Source organism: Paenibacillus sp. SRL342, assembly GCF_984798905.1.
Map to the genome: position 1 here is coordinate 6570431 of NZ_OZ481790.1, position 22543 is coordinate 6592973.

At 49.3% G+C, this 22543-nt stretch carries 16 protein-coding genes; 3 read left to right on the forward strand and 13 right to left on the reverse strand.

The window, feature by feature from the left end; all coding sequences use genetic code 11:
* The first annotated feature begins 26 nt into the window (after positions 1 to 26).
* The gene (locus AC4E8D_RS29205; RefSeq protein WP_490205578.1) at positions 27 to 3263 is read left to right on the forward strand and encodes an efflux RND transporter permease subunit; all 3237 of its coding nucleotides are present in this window, start codon (positions 27 to 29) and stop codon (positions 3261 to 3263) included.
* 917 nt (positions 3264 to 4180) lie between these two features.
* On the opposite strand, the gene AC4E8D_RS29210 is transcribed toward AC4E8D_RS29205, so the two are convergent.
* Positions 4181 to 4690 (reverse strand): VanZ family protein, encoded by a 510-nt coding sequence (locus tag AC4E8D_RS29210; protein ID WP_397330590.1) that lies wholly within the window; start codon positions 4688 to 4690, stop codon positions 4181 to 4183.
* A 71-nt stretch (positions 4691 to 4761) separates the two neighbouring features.
* On the reverse strand, positions 4762 to 5262 hold the full coding sequence (locus AC4E8D_RS29215; RefSeq protein WP_215077409.1) for a hypothetical protein: 501 nt from the start codon (positions 5260 to 5262) through the stop codon (positions 4762 to 4764).
* 536 nt (positions 5263 to 5798) lie between these two features.
* Here AC4E8D_RS29215 and AC4E8D_RS29220 point away from each other — a divergent pair.
* A complete protein-coding gene (locus AC4E8D_RS29220) occupies positions 5799 to 7475 on the forward strand; it encodes a PucR family transcriptional regulator (protein WP_490205579.1) in 1677 nt (558 codons plus the stop codon).
* A 16-nt stretch (positions 7476 to 7491) separates the two neighbouring features.
* Here AC4E8D_RS29220 and AC4E8D_RS29225 read toward each other — a convergent pair whose 3' ends face one another.
* The 11 genes from AC4E8D_RS29225 to AC4E8D_RS29275 form a co-directional block, all read right to left on the reverse strand.
* On the reverse strand, positions 7492 to 7719 hold the full coding sequence (locus AC4E8D_RS29225; RefSeq protein ID WP_062836929.1) for a hypothetical protein: 228 nt from the start codon (positions 7717 to 7719) through the stop codon (positions 7492 to 7494).
* A complete protein-coding gene (gene hydA / locus AC4E8D_RS29230) occupies positions 7719 to 9164 on the reverse strand; it encodes a dihydropyrimidinase (protein WP_490205580.1) in 1446 nt (481 codons plus the stop codon). The genes AC4E8D_RS29225 and hydA overlap by 1 nt, the downstream gene beginning before the upstream one ends.
* Positions 9161 to 10456 carry an NAD-dependent dihydropyrimidine dehydrogenase subunit PreA gene (gene preA / locus AC4E8D_RS29235; RefSeq protein ID WP_490205581.1) on the reverse strand — a complete coding sequence of 432 codons (1296 nt, stop codon included), beginning with the start codon at positions 10454 to 10456 and terminating at the stop codon, positions 9161 to 9163. Before preA ends, hydA begins: the two co-directional genes overlap by 4 nt.
* 465 nt (positions 10457 to 10921) lie before the next feature.
* Entirely contained in the window at positions 10922 to 12289 is a 1368-nt protein-coding gene (locus AC4E8D_RS29240) for an NAD(P)-dependent oxidoreductase (RefSeq protein ID WP_490206518.1), read from the reverse strand.
* A 111-nt stretch (positions 12290 to 12400) separates the two neighbouring features.
* Entirely contained in the window at positions 12401 to 13282 is an 882-nt protein-coding gene (locus AC4E8D_RS29245; RefSeq protein WP_221825454.1) for a nitrilase-related carbon-nitrogen hydrolase, read from the reverse strand.
* Between the two features lie 4 nt (positions 13283 to 13286).
* Entirely contained in the window at positions 13287 to 14576 is a 1290-nt protein-coding gene (locus tag AC4E8D_RS29250; RefSeq protein ID WP_490205582.1) for a M20 family metallo-hydrolase, read from the reverse strand.
* A gap of 109 nt (positions 14577 to 14685) precedes the next feature.
* Entirely contained in the window at positions 14686 to 16059 is a 1374-nt protein-coding gene (locus AC4E8D_RS29255) for an aspartate aminotransferase family protein (RefSeq protein ID WP_221825459.1), read from the reverse strand.
* 21 nt (positions 16060 to 16080) lie between these two features.
* Positions 16081 to 17145 carry an ABC transporter substrate-binding protein gene (locus AC4E8D_RS29260; protein WP_490205583.1) on the reverse strand — a complete coding sequence of 355 codons (1065 nt, stop codon included), beginning with the start codon at positions 17143 to 17145 and terminating at the stop codon, positions 16081 to 16083.
* 140 nt (positions 17146 to 17285) lie between these two features.
* On the reverse strand, positions 17286 to 18224 hold the full coding sequence (locus AC4E8D_RS29265; RefSeq protein ID WP_490205584.1) for an ABC transporter permease: 939 nt from the start codon (positions 18222 to 18224) through the stop codon (positions 17286 to 17288).
* A complete protein-coding gene (locus AC4E8D_RS29270; RefSeq protein ID WP_490205585.1) occupies positions 18221 to 19033 on the reverse strand; it encodes an ABC transporter permease in 813 nt (270 codons plus the stop codon). The genes AC4E8D_RS29265 and AC4E8D_RS29270 overlap by 4 nt, the downstream gene beginning before the upstream one ends.
* On the reverse strand, positions 19014 to 19838 hold the full coding sequence (locus AC4E8D_RS29275) for an ABC transporter ATP-binding protein (protein WP_237177369.1): 825 nt from the start codon (positions 19836 to 19838) through the stop codon (positions 19014 to 19016). The genes AC4E8D_RS29270 and AC4E8D_RS29275 overlap by 20 nt, the downstream gene beginning before the upstream one ends.
* 364 nt (positions 19839 to 20202) lie before the next feature.
* On the opposite strand from AC4E8D_RS29275, the gene AC4E8D_RS29280 reads away from it, so the two are divergent.
* Positions 20203 to 22428: a methyl-accepting chemotaxis protein gene (locus AC4E8D_RS29280; protein ID WP_339305943.1), complete on the forward strand. Its 2226-nt coding sequence runs from the start codon at positions 20203 to 20205 to the stop codon at positions 22426 to 22428.
* Positions 22429 to 22543: the final 115 nt, after the last annotated feature.

Consider the following 22543-nt stretch of genomic DNA (forward strand, 5'->3'; position numbering starts at 1 on the left):
AAACAGAGAGGAGAAGAAACCATCGTATGAAAGGTATTATTAATTTTTCACTGAACAACAAGTTTGCGATTTGGATTCTGACAATTATCATCTCTTTCGCAGGTTTGTACAGCGGATTGACGATGAAACAAGAAACAATCCCGAACATCAACGTACCGTTTCTGAATGTCACTGCCATTGATCCGGGGGCTGCACCGGAGGGAATTGTTGAAGATGTCACGAAGCCACTGGAAGTAAAACTACGCAATGTGGATGGCGTGAAGACAGTTACCTCCACTTCCATGGAGAATGCAGCATCGATCACACTCGAATTTGATTATGGAACGGATCTGACCAACGCGACGGCAACCGTTCGTGAGGCACTGAATGAAGTCCAATTGCCTGACAGCGTGCAGAAGCCAACCATTTCCAAGTTCAGCATTAACTCTTTCCCGGTTGTATCTCTGAGTCTGTCCGACAAGGACGGCGGTGACCTGGAACAATTGACACGACTGGTTGAATCGGACATTCAGCCTGCACTCGAAGATATTGACGGTGTAGCTCAGGTTCAGGTGTCCGGTCAATTTGTGAAAGAAGTTCAATTGAAGTTTGACCAAGCCAAAATGGCCGAGCTGGGCCTAACTGAAGATACGGTAAACGGTATCGTTCAAGGTTCATCCATTCGTGTGCCACTGGGACTGTTCGAACTGGATAAATCCCAGAAAGCCGTTGTCGTAGATGGAAACATCATCGACATCGATGATCTGAAAAACCTTGCCATTCCAGTCGTACCCGGCGGTGCCGGTGCTTCCACAGGCAATGGTGCAGGCGCAGCCCCACAAGGCTCTGGAGCGCCAACTGGTGAAGCTGGTCAAGGTACCGCTCCTGGCTCTGCACAAGGAACAGACCAGGCTGCAGGCCAAGCCGCTGGTGGTAATGCCAGTGTGGGTAGCCCTTCAGGTGCTGCCAACGCAGCTGGTATCCCTACAGTGAAATTAAGTGAAATTGCCAAGATCGAAGTCATCGGTCAAGCGGAATCCATTTCCCGGACAGATGGCAAGGAATCGATCGGTATTTCCGTTGTAAAATCCAACGATGCCAACACGGTTGGTGTCGTTAACGCAGTCAAAGACAAAGCGGAAGAATTGCAGACGCAGTTCAAAAATGCTGATTTGACTGTACTGCTTGACCAAGGTAAACCGATTCAGGACTCGGTGAACACGATGCTGGGCAAAGCCGTTTTTGGCGCCTTGTTTGCCATCCTGATCATCCTGCTGTTCCTGCGTAATATTCGTTCAACCATTATCTCCATTATCTCGATCCCGCTCTCCTTGCTTATGGCATTGACTGCGCTCAACATGATGGATATTACTTTGAACATGATGACGCTGGGTGCGATGACGGTTGCCATCGGACGGGTTGTCGATGACTCCATCGTTGTTATCGAGAACATCTACCGCAGATTAACACTCAAAGGCGAGAAACTGAAAGGCCGTGAATTGGTTCGCGAAGCAACTCGCGAGATGTTTGTTCCTATCCTTTCTTCCACAATCGTAACGATTGCGGTATTCTTGCCACTAGCGTTGGTAAGCGGTATGGTAGGCGAGCTGTTCCTGCCATTTGCACTGACCATGGTATTCGCCTTGCTGGCATCCCTGATCGTTGCCATTACCATTGTGCCGATGCTTGCGCACACCCTGTTCCGTGGAGGGTTGAAGAACAAGCAGAATCACGAAGAAAAACCAGGCAAGATGGCAGAAGGTTACAAACGCCTGCTGAACTGGACCCTTTCACACAAACTCATCACAGTCAGTATTGCAGTGATCTTGCTGGTCGGCAGTTTGTTCCTGTACCCGTTCATCGGTGCAAGCTTCTTGCCAGAACAACAGGATAAATACGTGACTATTACGTACAGCCCACAAACCGGAGCTTTGCGTGAAGATGTGGAAAAAGAAGCACTCGTTGCCGAGAAGTGGTTGCTGGAACAACCAGGTCTGGAGAAAATGCAATATTCCATCGGCGGCACGAACCCACTGAGCAGTATGGGGGGCGGTGGCGGAAACTCTGCACTCTTCTATATCGAATATAACGAAGATACAAAAGACTTTACCAAAGTGAAGGAACAGCTTGTCGAAGGTCTGAAGAAGGAAGTTACCGTAGGAACCTGGAATGAACTCGACATGTCCGGCGGTCTGGGTGGCAGCGGCCTCAGCCTCTCCATCTATGGCGATAATGTAGAGCAACTTAAACCTGTATCGGATGAAATTCTGAAACTGGTTGAAGCGGATAAGGATAATTTTGAAAAAGCAGATACAACACTTGCTGACACCTACGGGCAGTATACGCTCGTGGCAGATCAGGAGAAATTAAGTTCCCTGGGCCTGACTGCAGGTCAACTGGCTATGACGCTGAGCCCGGCACGTGAACGTCCTGTGCTCACGGAAGTCGATATTGATAACAAAACGTATAAAGTATATGTAGAGACCGACAACAAAACATTCAGCAGCATTAAAGAAATTGAGGATGAAACCGTCACTTCACCGCTTGGCATCGAAGTACCAATCAAAGATGTTGCCAAAGTGGAAGAAGGTACATCCCCGAACTCTATCATGCAAATTGATGGTAAGGTAGTTGTACAAGTGACAGCCAACATCCTGGCTTCCGATGTACAGAAAGCTTCGAGCAATTTACAAGCTGAGATCGACAAGCTGGATCTGCCTGATGGCGTTGAAGTGAAGTTCGGTGGTACAACCGAACAGATTAATGATACCTTCACTCAATTGGGTCTCGCCATGCTGGCGGCCATCGCCATTGTATACTTCGTGCTCGTTGTTACATTCGGCGGCGGATTGGCACCATTCGCAATCCTGTTCTCCCTGCCATTTACGGTTATTGGTATTATGGTAGGTCTGTTCATCGCTGGTGGTACACTTGACGTCTCGGCCATGATGGGTGGTCTGATGCTCATCGGGATCGTGGTCACCAACGCCATCGTGTTGATCGACCGTGTTATTCACAAGGAAAAAGAGGGTATGTCTACCCGTGAAGCCTTGCTGGAAGCCGGTGCAACTCGTCTGCGTCCAATTCTGATGACCGCTCTCGCAACCATCGGTGCCCTGTTGCCACTGGTTACGGGTCTGGAAGAAAGTGCGGGTATCATCTCCAAAGGACTCGGAATTACCGTAATCGGTGGTCTGATCAGCTCCACGCTGCTCACACTGGTTATCGTACCGATTGTGTATGAGTTCCTGATGAAATTTAAAAAGAAAAGAATCGAAGATTAATTAGATAATACTATTATCCCCTCATGGCAGACAGTGAACTCAAACACTGGATACCGGAGGGGATTTTTGTTAGCTTAATCGATATAGTGAGGAAACGAAGAAGAGGCCGTTCGTCTGCGAGTGGAAGAAGGATAGGACTAAGAGCGAAAGCCAGATTATTAGAGGAAGCCATTATCGAAGTGGAACTGCTATGACAATGCTTGTATTGAGTCTTTCTTATCTCACTTAAAGACGGAATTTGTATTTGAAGAAACACAGGAACACTTCTTACCTTAAACCTATGACTTTTCATCAGATTACAGAGAGCGCTCAGCAACATCGCAGCCTGATTTTTGTGATTCTCGACGATATCATGTATGAAAAAACCAAGCCTTCGTTCGGGTGATCTGTATCCCTTTGCTACGGAAAGTTACGATCCGAAAGGAAGAGAAAAATTGCACTGGCTTGCGAGATGATGCAGGCCGCTCCTATGTCCATGTGCCAAGCCTACGTACTGATGGACTCATGGTATCCAACGTTTTCGGTGCTTCAAACCAATACCAAGCAAGGATTTCATGACATTAGTGGCTTGGAAACCAACCGCATTTCGTTTTTGGTAATCGCTCAAAAGTTTTGCTTCTTATATTTCGAAATCGGATAACAATCTAGTGACCATCGGCTCCGCCGCTTATCGGGTATATCGCTATGAAGGAAAGCACATTCTTTTGGACAACGCCGCAATGCTGTTGTGTTGGAAAGAGGGGGAAGGTTTTGAGCCCCAGGATATGAAGGCTTTTCTAAGCACAGATGTTTCACTGACACAGTATATGGATACTTGTAGGCTTTTTAGACTTCCAAATTATTAAAGTGATTATTTACAAGTACAGTTATTTACCTAAAATAAAATGACTCCAACATATAAGTCTGTTGGAGTCATTTTAAAAACTATGAGAGCCGAGATAATTTTTTCTGATAGCAAACAATTTCTCAGTTAAAATGAAAATTAGGTATCCTAATCCACTACCAAACATATTTAGAATTACATCGTCTATATCTGCAATACCCAGACAGGTTGCAAATTGAATTAATTCAATACTAACAATGATACCCAATGAAGTAAGCATTACTTTGGTGAAAGAATATCTTTTATATAGTAAAGGTAACAAAAATCCTAAAGGGATAAAGATCAATATGTTTCCAATAAAAAATTGAGTCACTACTCCTAAACTTGGATCACGTATGAAAGAATGTACTGAAGCAGATATTGATCGGAAGGGTTCGATCGAAATGTTCCATATTCCATAACGTTCTCGTTGTTGAAGCACTTCTTCAATTCTCTTTTCAACAACATGAAAATTACCAAAGAATTTCACTATAACAAAATTAACTAGTCCGAGTAGATAGATCACAAATGTAGTAACAATGATCTTTTTTATAATTATTATCACACTTTCTTTTTTTGAATAAATAAAATAAAACGAGAGTCAGATTTCTGACTCCCATTTTTTAAAATAGTTGGTTATTGTGCACTAGATATAGTGCCATTAAAAGCAAACTTCAATCCACTTCTAGGTACAGAAAATTCTACGTAATATTTATTACTAGAACTCAAACCTGAAAATGTGATAGAGCTTGTTGTATTAGGATTAATGTTACCGGATGCTACTGCCTGATTACTAGCATTATACACTGTAATTGTCACTCCGCTCAAGCTACCTGGAGTCTCTCCTACATTTTTCACATTCGTGACAGTAACTTTCATTTTTGAAGATCCTTTTATCCATTTATCAGTGTAAACTTGTGCACCAACCTCACTAACTTGGTAATTATAGCTACTTACTGACAAGTCATGAATTGACGCATTACTACCTGGCGCGTTAGCACCCATTGGAGTGATTACATTTATATTTGCAGGTGGTGCCGTTTGAAGATTATGTACACTCGTATCGGCAGATACCGCTCCTGCTGATAAAGATAACAAAAGAGCACCTGCAACTAAACTACTTACTAATTTTTTCATTTTATTTCCTCCTAATTACATTATATACCATTTAAAGATTTTGATGTAAATATATACCTATATAGTATATACATATATAAACATTAAAACCAAAAAAATAACTACCATCGTATTGCCAACAGTGTCTTTATTTACCGATGCTATCGGATTTGGTGAGATTATATTGTTTGTCCTATACATACGCAAAAAGATCCTACGATCTATCTGATCTTCATGTCCGAGTGAATCCATATTACGCACCTTCCTCCTGGAACAAACAGTTTAATGCCAACGCCGCTTAAAAAACTTTTTTAATGTGGTTTCTTCTTGCTGAATAACGTTCCAGAATATGCATATGCGTCACATAGACTGACATAGAAATACTGCATTTTAATCAAAATCACAAAAAGCACAGTTCCATTTGTCATTTGAAACAAATGAACGTTAGATTTCAGCCCATCGGCTGTAAATAGACTTATAATATGGATTAATTATGCAAGTTGACGGATTCCAGACTCCAGATAGATCACATGTAATTGGGGAAGGACGGTGGTTGTGTGGGGGAGACAACGCTTCATATTCAAGTCAGAGACATGTTAAAACGTCCCGTATTCCGCAAGGCAGAAGTCTTGGCCAGTGAACGCGCACTGGAGCGATATGTTCGCTGGGTTCATATCATGGAAGTTCCCGAGGTCGGGGACTTGCTCAATGGCGGGGAACTGGTGCTGACGACAGGCATTGGCTGGCAGGAAGGTGAGCAGCATGGCCTGTCTTTTCTACGTCAGTTAATTGCACGTGGGGCTGCCGGACTCTGTATGGAACTGGGGGATCACACCAAGTCGCAGCTCGGTGCGATGAAAGAAATTGCAGTAGCAGCGGATTTTCCGTTGATCTGGTTCCACGAACAAGTCCGTTATATCGATATTACCCAAGATCTGCATTTCACCCTGATTCGCAGTCATCAGCGGATGATTGCCGAACTCGATAGTCTCACCACCTCGTTTAACCAACTTCTTCTGAATGGAGACGGGGTACAACCCCTGCTTCGATTAATGTCACGTACAACCGGATATGCCGTGGCGTTATATCCACTTGAAGGGGAAGCAAGTGCCGTTCCCTACTGCCCTCCAGAGGTGCTGGAGACTCGTCGGCAGGGTTGGTTTTTACAGCGAGGACAGTTGGCGGAGGAGCATATTACAGCGTTAAAAGCATACACGGATAACACATTGCATGCACTCAGCATGCCTGTTCGGGCGTTGGATTACACCTTTGCCGATCTTGTACTCATGCACCAAAAGCTGCCGGATCACTATTCAAATATACCGATCAAACCCTCGGATGAATTCGTCATTCAAGCACTGGAACGTTGCGCGGCCGCGATTGCCCAGGACTGGATGCGAACCAAATACATGGAAGAAAAACGCCGCTACAAGGAAGATATGTGGGTCATTGACTGGCTTAACGGACATCACTCCACGAAGGAAATCCATGAATATGTATCTACCGTTAATCCCCTTCTCGCAACGAGCAAAGCTACGATTATCTTATTCGACAGTAACCCCGCATACACAGACAGCCTCAAACTTCAGAAATTATTAATCCAACGCAACATCGTTGCCCGTTCCGTGTTCGCTCGGGAGAACTTCACCCTCTACAGCACCGTTCTAAACCACCAGATCATTCTTATCATTCTCGACCCACTACCTGGATCTCAGCGTAAAAGCAGTCTCTGGCGCTGCATCGAACAGCTGCAGCAGCACGAACAGGAACAGACCCACTACCTCTTCTCAGGCCTTGTCGGTATCGGTCATAACTGCACAGACCTCTCCCGTCTCAAGGATAGTCTGGAAACCGCGAAGGAGACACTGCGAATTCAGAAGGACATCGGTGTGATGCAGCAGCCCTTTTACAGTGACCTTCATTGTTATCGTATCATTGCCAGCATGAAGCAGAGCGGTAATCTGGATGATTTCATAGAAGAATATCTGGGGCCGCTCATTCGTTACGATGCAGAGAAAGGAGGTCAGCTGCTGCGGACCCTCAAGCAATATTTGGTCCTGTGCTGCTCCAAGCAAGAGACTGCCACCGCTCTATATATCGTTAGACAGACGCTGTATCACCGTTTGGACAAAATCGAAGCCCTTTTGGGAGAAGATTATATCCTCCCCGAGAAAAGGGTCGCGATCGAACTTGCCATCTACGCATATGAGTACGTACACGGCCCGATCGCATGAAGAGTTCCAGTATGGTCTACGCTCCCCGCTGCTCCTGAAGCTGACGAATCAAAATGTGACTGAACCACTTCCGTCCAGACGCCGTGCCCACGTATTGCTCTTGTTTCTCTTCGGGAAGATCCGGGTGCCCCCATATGACGTGAGCACCCTCCAGATGTTCCCGTACCGCATAGATCCGATAACCTTGTGCAACCATTCGCTCTATGGCGATCCTCTCGGCCTCAAACACATCATGATCCGACATCAGCTTCTCCCTCCATTCACTGCCGTCACGGGTTGTTTCATCGGTATAGGTGCACCTGCATCATACTTGTTGCGCTTCACATACTGCCCCGCCCCTGCTGTTCCGGCATACTGTCGATCTCGAATGACATACTCCCCGCGGCACAACACCGTCACCGGACACCCCTGTACCTGCATGCCTTCAAATGCACTGTAATCCACGTTCATATGATGCGTATCTGCCGAGATCACCCTGTTTACAGAGGGGTCAAAAATAACGATATCCGCGTCTGTCCCGACAGCGAGAGTCCCTTTCTGCGGAAATAGTCCAAATAACTTGCTCGCTCTTGTCGAACATAGATCAACCCACTGATTCAGTGTGATCCTTCCTTTGACTACACCTTCGGAATACAGAATGCTGAGACGATCTTCGATGACAGGCCCCCCATTAGGAATTTTGCTAAAATCATCCTTGCCCAAGTCCTTCTGCCCCTTGAAATTAAACGAGCAATGATCGGAGCCAATCGTCTGCAACTGACCACTTTTCAATGCATTCCACAACACTTCCTGATGCGCTACTTCCCGTAGCGGAGGTGACCAAACATACTTTGCACCCTCAAAGTCCGGCTGATCCATGATCGATTGATCCAGTGTCAAATACTGAGGACAGGTCTCCCCCCAGATCCGGTAGCCCATTTCACGCATACGCGCAATTTGCTCCACTGCTTCCGCACAGGTCACGTGCACCACATACAGCTGTGAATCCGCAAGTGCAGCCAGACGCGCCGCACGCCCTGTTGCTTCTCCCTCCAGCATGGATGGACGAGTCAGCGCATGATGAATCGGCTCGGTGCGCCCTTCGGCGAGCGCCTGTCGAACCAGCAGGTCAATGACATCCCCGTTCTCGGCATGAACCATGACGAGTGCGCCGTACTCTTTTGCCTTTTGCAACGTCTGGAAGAGAATCCCGTCATCCGCCTGAAACTGGTTTTTATACGCCATGAACACCTTGAAGGATGACACACCCTCTTCTTCAATGATCTGCGGCAGCTCTTCTAGCACCTGATCATTCATCTCGCCAATCATGAGATGGAAACCGTAGTCGATGGCAGCTTTACCCTCGGCTTTGGCATGCCACTCCTGGAGAGATTCGATTAATGGACGGCCTTTTTGTGTCAGACAAAAATCTATGATCGTTGTTGTACCGCCAAAAGCTGCTGCTGTCGTTCCCGTCGCAAAATCATCCGCCGTTACCGTTCCACCGAAGGGCATATCCAGATGCGTATGCGGGTCGATCCCGCCCGGAATGACGTAACAGCCCGCTGCATCTACAACCTCCATTCGTTCGTCTGGCACCAGTCCGATGCCAATCTGTGTGATTTTACCCTTTTCGATCAATATATCTGCTTCAAAGGTATCCGACGCCGTGACTAACACACCATTACGAATCAATTTGCGAGTACTCATGATATCGCCTCCTTGGTTGATTGATCTCTAACGGATTGCAGCATGGCAATCGCAGACTGACGTTCATTCCAGGTTACAGGTTCCTGCTCAGGTACAAGTTCAACCATCTCAATCGCCCCATCCACCGGGCAAACGATCGAACACAGATTACAGCCAACACAGTCCTCTTCCACCACTTCCAGATAGGAGCCGGACGGGTCAGTCAACATATCAATACACTGATGCGAGGTGTCCTCACAGGCAATATGGCATTTGTTGCAGTTGATGCAGACATCGCGGTTGATGCGGGCGACGACTTTGTAGTTCAGATCGAGATTGCCCCAATCGGAGTAACGCGGAACCGTCTGACCTACCAGTTCTGCTACACTGCTTAGACCCTTTTCATCCAGGTAATCATTCAGGCCATCAATCATCTCCTCCACAATTCGAAATCCGTGATGCATCGCTGCGGTACATACCTGAATCCCTGTAGCGCCCATGAGCAAGAACTCTGCGGTGTCACGCCAGTCGGATATGCCACCAATCCCTGAGATCGGTACACCTACCTCCGGATTACGCGCACACTCAGCAACCATGTTCAGTGCAATTGGCTTCACTGCTGGGCCACAGTATCCGCCATGCGCTCCTTTGCCACCCACATGCGGTACGGTATTCCACGAATCCAGATCCACACCTGCCAGGGAGTTAATCGTATTGATCAGGGAGATCGCATCTGCGCCACCGCGGACAGCTGCCCGGGCAGTCGCCGTAATATCCGTGATATTCGGCGTGAGCTTCACAATTACCGGTGTGGTCGCCACTTCCTTCACCCACATCGTCTGGAGTTCGACCAGGTCAGGTTGCTGACCAGAGGCGGCTCCCATACCACGTTCGGCCATGCCATGCGGGCAACCAAAGTTCAGCTCCAGGCCATCGACGCCGACAGCCTCCACCTTTTTGACAATCTCATGCCACTTCTCCCGCGTAGGTTCCACCATCAGTGAAGCGATAACCGCACGGTCCGGGAAGCGTTTCTTGGTCTCGGCGATCTCCCGCAGATTCACTTCCAGCGGACGGTCCGATATCAATTCAATATTATTAAACCCCGCCACCCGCTGCCCACCAAAATGGACAGCCGCGAAACGCGATGATGTATTGATAATTGGCTCGCCCAGTGTCTTCCACACCGCACCACCCCAGCCCGCCTCGAACGCACGCTGAACCTGATATCCCGTATTGGTCGGTGGTGCAGATGCCAACCAGAATGGATTGGGTGATCGAATACCTGCCAGATTAATGGATAAGTCAGCCATAACGATCCCTCCTTGGTGTTGTTTGAACTTATTAGTTACACTGGAATATTTGGTCGTGCTCAGGATTTCTGCGTAGTAATGGTGTTTCTTGGATAGCACCTAAATTCTAACGAACCGTACAGATCTTATTCGGGACCTATGGGGCAATTTCAAAATCTAACGAATCGTAGAAAGCTTATATAGCTGTATTCGCTCATTTCGGCTTCATTTCAACAGGTGTTCGTCAACATAAGACGTGTGAGATTCGTTAGATTTTTCAATCCTCCATTATTGCCACTATAAGATGTGTAGGGTTGGTTAGCGCATAAGGGACAAAGGGTTTCGATGCACACCAGACCTCTTGCTCAAATCTACACTTTCAACACTCTAGCAGTCCCTTGCGCCCTCCCACCCGTACTCTCTCCTTGCATGCTTCCATTCCACGCTTTCCGTGCACGCTCCACTTTCCCTTGTCTCCCTCACAACTCACGCCGTCTCTTCCACCTGTCCAGGCAATGCCTTCATGACTGCGGCAGCAGCCAGCTTACCCTGCTGTGCAGCCGAGACAACCATCGCTTCACCCTGGCCCTGACCAAAAATGACATCTCCTGCCGCATAGATCTGAGGATGCGAGGTACGGTACGTATGCGGCTCGATCTCGACAACACCCCAGTGGTGACGAAGCCCAAACGCTTCAATTAATGGTAATAGACGATGCTGCCCAATCGCCCGGATGACCGTATCACATTCGATCATGAACTCCGATCCCTCCACAGGCACAGGCAATGCACGCCCACCCCCAGTTGGGGTAACCAGCTCCATTTTCACACATTCCACAGCTTGAACCCGACCGTTCTCGTCTCCAATAATACGCTGCGGCATCGTAAACCACCGGAACTCTACACCCTCCTGCTTGGCAAACGTATATTCAAACGCATACGCCGTCATCTGGCTTTCCCCGCGCCGATATAACATCTGCACCCGCTCGGCACCAAGGCGTACCGAACAGGTCGCTGCATCTACCGCCGTATTGCCCGCGCCAATAACGGCGACCTTCAGACCATTCAGCGCGGGTGGAACACCCTGCTTGGTAGACTCCACCAGTTCAATCGCGTCATAGACACCTTCCAGTGTCTCCCCTTCAATGCCCAGCATGGGTACTGAACCCATGCCACAGGCCAGAATGACCGCTTCATGCTGCTCCAGCAACTGCGAAGCAGGGATATCCACACCAATGCGCACACCATAACGAATCTGCACACCAAGCGCCTCTACCTGCTCCACTTCCCATAGCGCAACCGATTCGGGCAAACGGAAAGATACGATGCCGTACGTATTCAGCCCCCCGCCTTTGGGTTTGGCCTCGTAGATCGTCACCTCATATCCTTCGCGCCCCAGTTCACGTGCCGCTGACAGTCCTGCTGGCCCTGCTCCCACAACAGCGACGGTTCTCCCATTGGCAGGTGCTGCCTGGAATAACGGCTCATTCTTCGCACGCGCCCAGTCGGTGGCATATCGCTGCAAGTCACCAATCCGGATCGGCTTCGACGATTCGTTTAGCACACATGCGCCTTCACAGAGCTCTTCCGTGGGACATACACGTGCGCAGCTGGCTCCAACCGGATTCGCATGCATGATGGTGCGGGCGGAACCTTTCAGGTGCCCTGTTGATATTTTGCTAATAAAAGAAGGGATATTAATGTCGGTTGGACAAGCCTTGATACAAGGTGCATCGTAACAGTACAGACAGCGGTTCGACTCCTCCATCGCTTCCTTGCCTGTCATGGCGGGTTTCATCTCGGCAAAACGACTCTCCCACCCATAATCGGATAACGTTGTTCCTGAGCTGTTCATCAATGTCATGCACCTCCTGGAGAATGATCCACGCTATCTAAAACAATCTTACGTGCATTACACATGCCACCCCGCTGACAGAATCACTTACCGATCACTCGTTGCTGCTTCCTACAGACTAACCAGATGTTCGTACGTTTCCGGCCTGCGATCCCGGTAGAACTGCCACACATTACGCACCTCACGAATCATCTCCGTATCCATCTCTCCAATAACGACCTCATCCTGATCCCGGCTACCTATCGCTACCATTCTGCCTCGCGGGTCCACCAGGTACGACTGTCCATAAAATTCACCCATATTCCACGGCGCTTCCACGCCAACACGGTTAATGGCCGCTACATAATAGCCGTTAGCTACCGCGTGAGCAGGCTGTTCCAGTTTCCACAGATATTCCGATGTACCCGCAACCGTAGCGGACGGATTGAATACAATTTCTGCCCCTGCGAGCCCAAGCAATCGTGCCCCTTCCGGAAAATGACGATCATAACAGATGTACACACCCACTCTGGCGTAGGCCGTATCAAAAACCGGAAACCCAAGGTTACCTGGTTTGAAATAATACTTTTCCCAGAACCCATTCGTACCCTCACCTGCTTCCACATGCGGGATATGATGTTTGCGGTATTTGCCCAGATACGTACCATCCGCATCAATAACGGCTGCCGTATTGTAATACGAAGCAATGCCCTCCACCTCGTATACAGGTAAAATAATCACCACCGCAAGCTCCTTTGCCAGCTCCTGAAAACGTCTGGTCGTTGGTCCTTCCGGCACCGGTTCAGCGGATGCATACCATTTGGGATTCTGCTCTGTGCAAAAGTACGGCCCATAGAATACTTCCTGCAACCCGATGATCTTGGCGCCTCTTGCAGCCGCTTCACGGACCAGCGTTATGTGTTTCTGAACCGCAGCTTCTTTGTGCACCTCAACGGGAGCCGAACCTTCGATTTCATGAGAAGCCTGTATTAATCCGATGCTGATTTTGCTCATAACGTCACAACGCCTCCTCAGGTAAAATGATTGATTGGTTCATTCCACTGCACATCCTCCGAATGGTGCGATACAACACTTCCGTGCCAAGTACAATATCCTCCGGGGAGGAATATTCGCTGGGATGATGACTGATGCCGTCTTTGCTGCGGACAAAGATCATGCCATAATCACACGCAAGCGAAATGGCCAACGCATCATGGAACGGACCACTCATCAGTTCTGGCAAAATAACCCCGATCTCTTCCGCGGATGAACGAATCACCGACTTGATTGGCTCTGCACAATACCGCGGCTCACTATTCGTATCCTCTGTCAGCGAGTAGGTCAGACCATATCGGGAACTCACGTCATCCAAAATGTTCATCAATCGGGCTTCAAGCCGGTTCCTGCGCTCCATCTCCATATCTCGTAAGTCCACCGTGAAGCTAACTTCCTCCGGGATGATATTCCGTGAGTCTGGAAACACCCTCAGACTCCCCACCGTACCTACAGTTGGAGCTTCCGGGTCTTCTCTCACCATATCGTCAAACGCCGCAATGACTTTTGCGCTGCCTACCAAAGCATCTTGCCGCATCCCCATCGGAACAGAGCCAGCATGACCCGCCATGCCTTTCATCGTCACCGTAAGCCACAACGGGCCCGAGATGCCCGTCACCAGACCTACTGGTGCATTCAACGCTTCCAGCACCGGCCCCTGCTCAATGTGCAGCTCCAGATAACTGCCAATGGAACCTGGCGGATAGATCGCTTCTTCAAAATCCGAAGGAGAACAGCCGAAGGCTTCCAGCGCCTCCCGGCGAGTCACTCCGTTTTTATCCTGACGCTCCAGTTCGCCCTCTTCCAACTGACCGGTTATACCACGCGAGCCGAAAAGGCCTTTGTTAAAACGGGAACCCTCTTCATCGCAAAAGGCAATCACTTCAATCGGCATTAGGGGCTGAATGCCATTTTCGATCAGGCACTGCACGGCTTCGAGTGCGCCAAGCACACCAATCGCTCCATCATATCGACCGCCGTAGGGCTGAGAGTCGATGTGGGAACCAATCATGAGGATCGGCAGCGCCTGATCCTCACCTTCCAGACGACCAATCAGATTGCCAAACGGATCAAGTCGTGTCGTCAAACCGGCATTTTCCATCCAGAGACGAACCTGTATGATGCCGTCCATATCTTCCGGGGTCAGGGCAAGTCGGCAGACACCCGTCTCCGCGATTCGGCCAATCTGTGACAACTGCTCAATTCGCTCATTCAGCCGATGCTGATTAATGACTTTGCCTCTTGTGGTCTGCATCCTCCCTCGCCTCCTTGCGCATATTTATCGCGTAATGATATGAAAATCTCCATCTCGCTTGCTAAACCGTAAACGTCTGTCGCACATGTGTTTTATCCATCCACGCCAACTAACCTGCGTCCAGACTACGTAGCGCAACGAGTAAACTTCCAGCGATCAGATCCAACTCATCCTCGGTGGTGACAAAAGGTGGGGAGATCGTCAAAATGTTTGCAAACCCCGGCACGGTATCGCCGTTCTTACCAATCAGGATGCCGTCCCTTTTACAACTGGCGAGTACTTTCATCACTTTGTCCGCCTCCGCAGGAGAACCGTCTGCTTCAATCAATTCAATGCCACAGGCGAATCCGAATGAACGGATATCCCCCACAACAGGCAGTTCGAGCAATGGCTCCAGCTTCTCACGAAGCAGATATCCCAGTTCTTCCGCCCGGCTGACCAGATTCTCTCGTTCCAGAATCTCTAGATTCGCCAGTGCCACCCGGCAGGACACGGGATTCCCGCCAAATGTATTCACATGGCGAAAATGGGCATCCGGGCCGGGTTCCCGGAACGTATCATACAGATCGGCTCGCACCGCCGTTGCTGATAGCGGCGAATAGGCACTGGTCATGCCTTTTGCCATCGTCACAATATCAGGCTGTACTCCATAGTTCTGATGACCAAACTTCTGCCCAGAGCGGCCAAAACCGCAGATTACCTCATCTACAATGAGCAGCACGCCATAGCGTTGACAGATCTCTTGTACGGTACGCATATAATCCGGCGGGGGCACAATCATGCCGCCCCCTGTGATCACCGGCTCCATAATTACTGCGGCAACTGTCTCAGGACCTTCCCAACGGATCACCTCTTCATAGATGGTTGCACATTCGAGTCCGCATCCATCCTTGTTTCTTCCAAACGGACAGCGGTAACAATACGGTGGCGGAACATGAGAGAAACCTACGCCGAGCGGCTCGTATTTGATCTTGCGGGCGGCTTGCCCAGTGGCTCCCAGCGCTCCCATGGAGTTGCCGTGATACGCACGGTGACGGGAAATGAATTTGTGCCGAGTAGGCTCACCATTCTGATGGTGGTACTGACGGGCTATTTTGAAAGCCACCTCATTCGCATCTGAACCTGAGTTGGAGAAGAATATTCGATACTCCCCCTCCAGCCATTCATTCAGCTTCTCCGCCAGCAAAATCGCTGGTTCGTGACTCTGCGTCATCGGTACATAAGCGAGTGCTTTCATCTGTTCATAGGCACTTCTCGCAATCTCCTCACGGCCATGCCCCACATTCACACACCACAGTCCGGACATCGCATCCAGATAACGCGTACCATCCTGATCGGTGATCCAGCTGCCCTCTCCACTTACCGCAATCATTGGATGATCGTTATGAGGCGAGATGTGATGCCACACGTATTTGCGATCCTTCTCCAGCCATTCTTCCTTCGTACCGCCAAGCGGCTGAGGCTGCTGATCCACAGAACTCATTCGTCATCCTCCTCCACACGCTTATTTCACCGCTTCTTCATAGATGCTTTTCTCGAGCGCTTCATCCAGGTTGGCAGCTTTTTTGATCAGACCATAGTTCAGTGCAATATCCGCAGTCCGGGTAAATGACTCATCCACAAAACTGCCGACTTGCTGCTCCGTAAATCCTTCCGGTCGAATCAGCTTTGCAATCTCTTCCAGCATCGTTACCTGATGTTCACGGGTGGTGCTGCCATCCGTCACATTACTCATCACGATATCCACCGTCTCATCCTGTTCATCAATGGCATAGTTCCAGCCTTTCAGAATGGCACGGGTCACTTTGACCGCAAGCTCACGGTTGCTGTCTACCCAATCTTTCTTGGCAATCAGCGTATCCTCCAACATGCCAACACCGGCATCTTCAATGTTGAACACATCCAGATCCGATTCTTTCGTTCCACTTTCCAGCACAACGTGGTATTCGTTATAGATCGTCGCCGTAGCTACATCTACCTGATCGTTGAAAAACTGATCCATTGTGAAACCCTGTTTCACCAGTTCAATGTCTTTCTTCGGGTCCAGGCCATTCTTCTCCATGAACGCGAGCACCTGGAATTGCTGACTGCCAAACCAGGTACTGGCCTTCTTTCCCTTCATCTGAGCCGGATCGGTAATGCCCAGGGACTTCTTCGCAATCAAACGATAGCTGCTCTTCTGTGAGATCTGGGCGAGCGAGACGAGTGGCAGGCCGTTATCCCGGCTGACCAGCAGACTGTCTACTCCCGTGATCCCCACATCGGCCGCACCATTGACCACCTGCTGCTCAATCACGATATCCGGGCCACCCGGAATAATCTCGGCATCAATGCCTTCCTCTGCAAAAAAACCTTTTTCCTTCGCTGCATAAATCCCGGCAAACTGCGCCTGAGGCACCCATTTCAGTTGAATTTTCACTTTGGTTAACGGTTGATCTGCTTCTCCCGCCCCTCCTGAACTCGCGGCAATAGGTTCAGCCGCCGGCTCGGACTTCGTAGAACATGCGCTCAGCACCGTAACAACCAACAGGACCAATACCAGCAAACCCAGCTTCAACGTTTTGTACATGTACAGAACAACCCCCTGTTTATATACGAATTTTCAAGCATCAGTCCGTGTTCAAAAAGTCTGCTTTTCAGTACCGTGGACTTTTTGAACAACCTCAATCAAGTATTATGATCTATGGATGGTTGATACCCTGATGTATGTTAGTGATCTGTGCGTGCACGATTCCACGGAATGAGTCGCTTTTCTGCCAGGACAACCGCTTCATACAACACAATACCGAGCGCAGCGGCGATGACAATGCAGGACCAGGCCAAGGGCATGTTCGCCAGTCGAATCTGATCCGAGAGCAAGTATCCGAGCCCCTGCGAAGCGATGAAAAATTCACCCACAATGGCCCCAATAATACTGGTCGACATGTTGATCTTCAGACCTGCGAAGAGGGAAGGCAGCGCGTGAGGCAGTCTCAGCTTCCAAAAAAACTGCATCCTGCTCGCGGCAAGGCCACTCAGCAGATCACTGTACTGCGGTTGAATGGAAGTCAGCCCTTTGAACAGGCTGACAGCCATGGCGGCCATCGTAATCACCGTGACGACTGCAATACGGGACCAGATCCCATCACCAAACCAATTGTTCATAATCGGGGCAAGAGCCACGATCGGAACAGCGTTCAGTGCTGACAGAACCGTAACCGCCGCCCTGCCGCTTGTGGGAAAGAACGATGCACCCGCTGCCGCCATAGCGCCTAGCAGGGAACCGAGCAGAAAGCCACCCAGCATTTCGGTTCCGCTGTACATCGCATAACGAAAGAGCATATTGGCATTTTCCTGAATGGATGCCGCAATCGCGGAAGGCAAAGGTAGTTGGTAACTTTCCAGCGAAAATATCCAATGAAACAACCTGAGCTGCCAAAGGGTGAGAAACAACACACCAGCACCCCAAGGAAGCATGCTCAGTGCAATGGAGCGCCCGCGAACGCTGGTGCCCAATCTGGCCTTTTCAGCTTGTCCCTGTTGTCCATGAATTTCCGATCCGGGAGAAGCCGTCATCTGTGAACCAGTGAGGGGCGTAGCCGCGCCAGTTACAGCAGCAATTGCCACACCTTCATCCCGCTTCCGTTGCAAAACTTGACCTTCACTCATGTGGCATCCCCTCCTTTGGCCCTGAATTCAGGCTGCCAAGGGGTCAGCCAACGTTCTGCCAAACTGATGGCCAGATACGAGATCAGGCCAATGCCAATGCTAAGCATGATGGTCGCCCAGAACATGCCAACTTGGGCATGACCGTAATATAACGAACTGACCATCAGGACGCCGAGTCCATCGGGAGCGCCCATCAATTCCACAACGATGGAGGAGGTCACCGCCAGCGGAGCGGCTATTTTCAACCCAGAAAATAGTCCCGGAAGTGCTGAGGGCAGCAGACATTTGATATATCGTGCAGTCAGTGAAGCTCCACAGGAACGCATAAGTTCCAGGTGCTCTGGTGCTGTACTTTTCAATCCTTTTAACGTATGGATGATGATCGGGAAGAAAGTAACATACGCCGCCATAACAATTCGGGCCCACTCCGCGTTGTGAATGATGCCGTACACAATTGGTGCTAGACCAATAACCGGAACCATCTGTGAGGAGACAACATATGGCGATAACGTGCGCTCCAGCCAGACAGCCGCACTCATGAGCAGCGCCAAACCCAGACCCAGCAACGTTCCCCCTGCAAAACCAATGGCTGCATTGCCAAACGTGACAGCCCCCTGCTCTGCGAGCGTACTCGAGTAACGAAACAAGGCTACAAAGACTTCGTGCAGATAAGGAAGGCGAGACGCCGCCTGCTGGGGTGACAAGAACAGTTGGAGTATCCAGGCGATTCCTTCCCACAGCACCAATATGGCCATAATCCAGATGACAACCCAGGAGCGATATCCTGGTTTAAAGAACCGCAGAGACATGAGATTCATCACGCTCCTCGTAGAAGCAGTTGCGAATGGTCGTGATCATGTGGTAGAAGGCTTCCGTTTCTCTTAGTTCACTATGACGTTCGGAAGGCAGATTGACGGAATGAATGGAATGCACCTGTCCCGGATGTGCCGAGAGTACGATGATCCGGTCGGATAGAAATACCGCTTCGGGGATGCTGTGTGTGACAAAGAGGAAGGTCTTGCCTGTTGAGCGCTTGATCTCAAGCAGCTCCAATTGAAGTTTTTCTTTGGTGAATTCGTCCAGGGCCGAAAAGGGTTCATCCATCAGCAGCAATGGTGGATCAAGCGCAAGGGCACGTGCAATGGATACACGTTGCTGCATCCCGCCGCTGAGCTGCCATGGATAATGGTCTGCGAAGCGGGTTAGCCCTACCATTTCAAGCAGTTCACCGCTAATGCGGCGGCACTCCTTCCGGCGGGTACCGAGCAGCTCCAAGGGCAATTCCACATTGTGACGAACGGTGCGCCAATCGAACAGGGCTGGTGTCTGGAAAACGATGCCGAACTGTCGCTGTAGACGAGCACGCTCAGGTTCCTGACCTGCAATGCGTACGGTGCCTGAGGTGGGCTGAAGCAGATCACCTACCAGCCGGAGCAAGGTCGACTTACCACAGCCGGAAGGGCCCAGCAGAGAGACAAACTCATTGGACTGGATCTGGAATGTAACATCCGACAAGGCAGTCACTTGTTGTGTACCTTTGCCAAAAACAACGGACACATGATCTACATCAATATGGCAGGCTTCGGGGACTGTGGCTGAGGATATGGAGGACATGGGCATTCTCCTTTGTGGGAAGTTGTTTTCATTGCACACCAAGGCTGAATGGGAGGTTTATATACACAAACGTAACAGGTTTTGCTTGTTAGATAATACTATATCGCTTTGGGCGGGGATTACATTATACAGTGTGTTTTGAGTATGGGCCTGTTCATGTTACACAATGTAAAATGAGACCCATTCTCAGATGTATTCATGTGAATTTCCTTGGTAGAAAGCTAACATATATTTCACCTAACAATAAACGTACGATCATTTGTATTTATTGAATGAATATTCGGAAAATATGACATATCCCCTCGTATTCTTGTTCGTTTTCTTGTATAAAGATTGAATATAGAATCCAGAAATTGGGGTGGTCATGATGTTTGATTGGCTGGGATGGAGAAAAGGATTGCCGCTGTGGCGATCGTATCGGTTGAACGCACATATGAAGGAAGATGTCGAACAGATCTTTGAGGGGATTGCGGAAACGAGACGGCAGCTTATGATGGACTGGGCAGATGAACAATGGAATCACCTGGACCGTTTGCTCCAACAGATACAGTCGGTCCAATTAGAGGATGTATTACAAGGTTCACAGCAACGAAGCAAACTAGATGCATGGTTTCAATCCAGTTATATTCGAGCCGTAGACAGTACGGAGCTATTCATGCTGAACGAACAGAATCAGGTGGTATTCTCTACATATAAGAAACATATTGGACAGATCTATGAAGATTACGAAGCTTTAATTGGACCAGGATTGAAATACTCCAGAGCAGATCTCCATGGAAAAAAATGCTTGTATGGTCCTTATTCTGATCCACTGACGTTGGATATTGGTCCACGCTCGTCCGCTTTTCACGATGATGTCACCTTGCTGTTTATCTCCCCAATCCTGCAGGAAGGTCGATATGTCGGTTCATTATGCAGCCGTGTACCCGGGGATATACTCGGTGACCTGATCCAACGAGAATCTGGTCATATCTATCCTGATTCCGGTGACAATTACCTCTTTATGGCTGAGTCAATATTACGGCCCCATCTGCAACCAGGCACCGCCTTATCCCGAAGCCGCTTCGAGGACCGTACTTTTACACATGGGGAAAATCTCAAAGATGGTGTCACCACCGAATGGGGTATCGTTTCCGTCAAGGAGCATACCGAGCTGGAACTCATGTTCACTGACCCGTCGACCGGAGAACTACACCCCGGAGTAGCAAACACCATTCAGAATGGTTCCAATCTGTTCGTAGCTTTTCCCGGCTACTCGGACTATCGCCATATTTCTGTGATCGGCAAAGGCATCACCTTCCAGCTGCCACACTGTCCTGATCGCTGGGGCATGATGTGTGAAGGGGATCTGGAGGAAGTGTATCGGATACGAAGCATCGGCTGGCGCCAGTTCAAGCAGCACAGTCTCTTCACGCTTTTGTCAGGCGTTGCAGGAGCAGCTCTTGTCTATGCCCTCACTGGTAGTGGGTGGAGCGCAGCAGCAATGGCCGCTGTTAATGTGTTATTCGGATTCTTCACTGCATTACAGCTGCATCGCAGCCAATATCAACGAGTTCATGAAGACTTGCGTCGCATCAGCCGATTTATTCGAATTAACGCCGAAGGCAGGGGGGATCTGACCCAGCGCCTGGACACGTCTGCTTTTGCCCAAGATGAATCAGGTGAACTGGCGAAGTGGATCAACAACATGATCGATTCTCTGGAAGGCATTATGCTGAAGGTACAACTTGCCACGGTAGACGTTATGGATAATCAGTATCAGATGCGAACTTCAACAGAGACAACCCAAGGTACGACTGAGCGTGTGAACTACAAGCTTGGTTCGATGATTCAGGCCATTCGCACCCAACTGGAAGATCTCGACCAGGCCAAGATCGCTGCTGATCACATGCGCATAACGCTGCAACAACTGGAGACCTCTGCTACCGAACAGATCAGCGTGGCTCAACAGGAAGTGGAACGAATCGGCGATAAAATGACCCAAATCTCAGGAGCGGTGTCCGATACCAACCGTACCATCCTGTCCTTCATGGATACCATGAAAGAGATTTACCGTGCACTGGCTGTCATTGATGAAATTTCAGCTCAGACCAACCTGCTGGCTCTGAATGCCACCATTGAAGCTGCACGCGTGGGCGAACATGGCCAAGGGTTCTCAGTCGTGGCAGGGGAAATCCGCAAGCTGGCCGAGTTATCCCGCTCTTCAACTGAAAATATTCATCAGATTCTGGACCGAATCTCAACGGCAGCAGGAGCCGCATCTCAATTAATCACAGAGGGTGATCAGGTACTGGCTGAAGGAACAACACTGGTTCAGGCCGCTTCGCAACTTCTGCAAAATGCTACCGCTGAAGAACCTGAGCGCACGCAAGTCGTGGATCAAGTGGTCATGCTGATGGAGAATATTGCTGCAATCAGCCATCAAAATCGGGCGACTTCTGCTGAGGTAGAAGCAGAGATGATGGAGCTGATCCGTGATATGTTGCAGGTTCAGCATTCTTCTCATAATGTGGAAGCCATTACCGTCTTTCTGCAACAACTCGTGGGTCAATTCCATCTAAACCATCCTGCCAAAAATGCTGTCATCTGACGTCATCGTTGACGCGGATTGGAGAAATAGCTAAAATTTGATGCAACTGTTCCTTTTGAAATTGTCGTATCATTTATAATAGAAGATTTCCAATCTGAACCGATGAAAGGGTGGT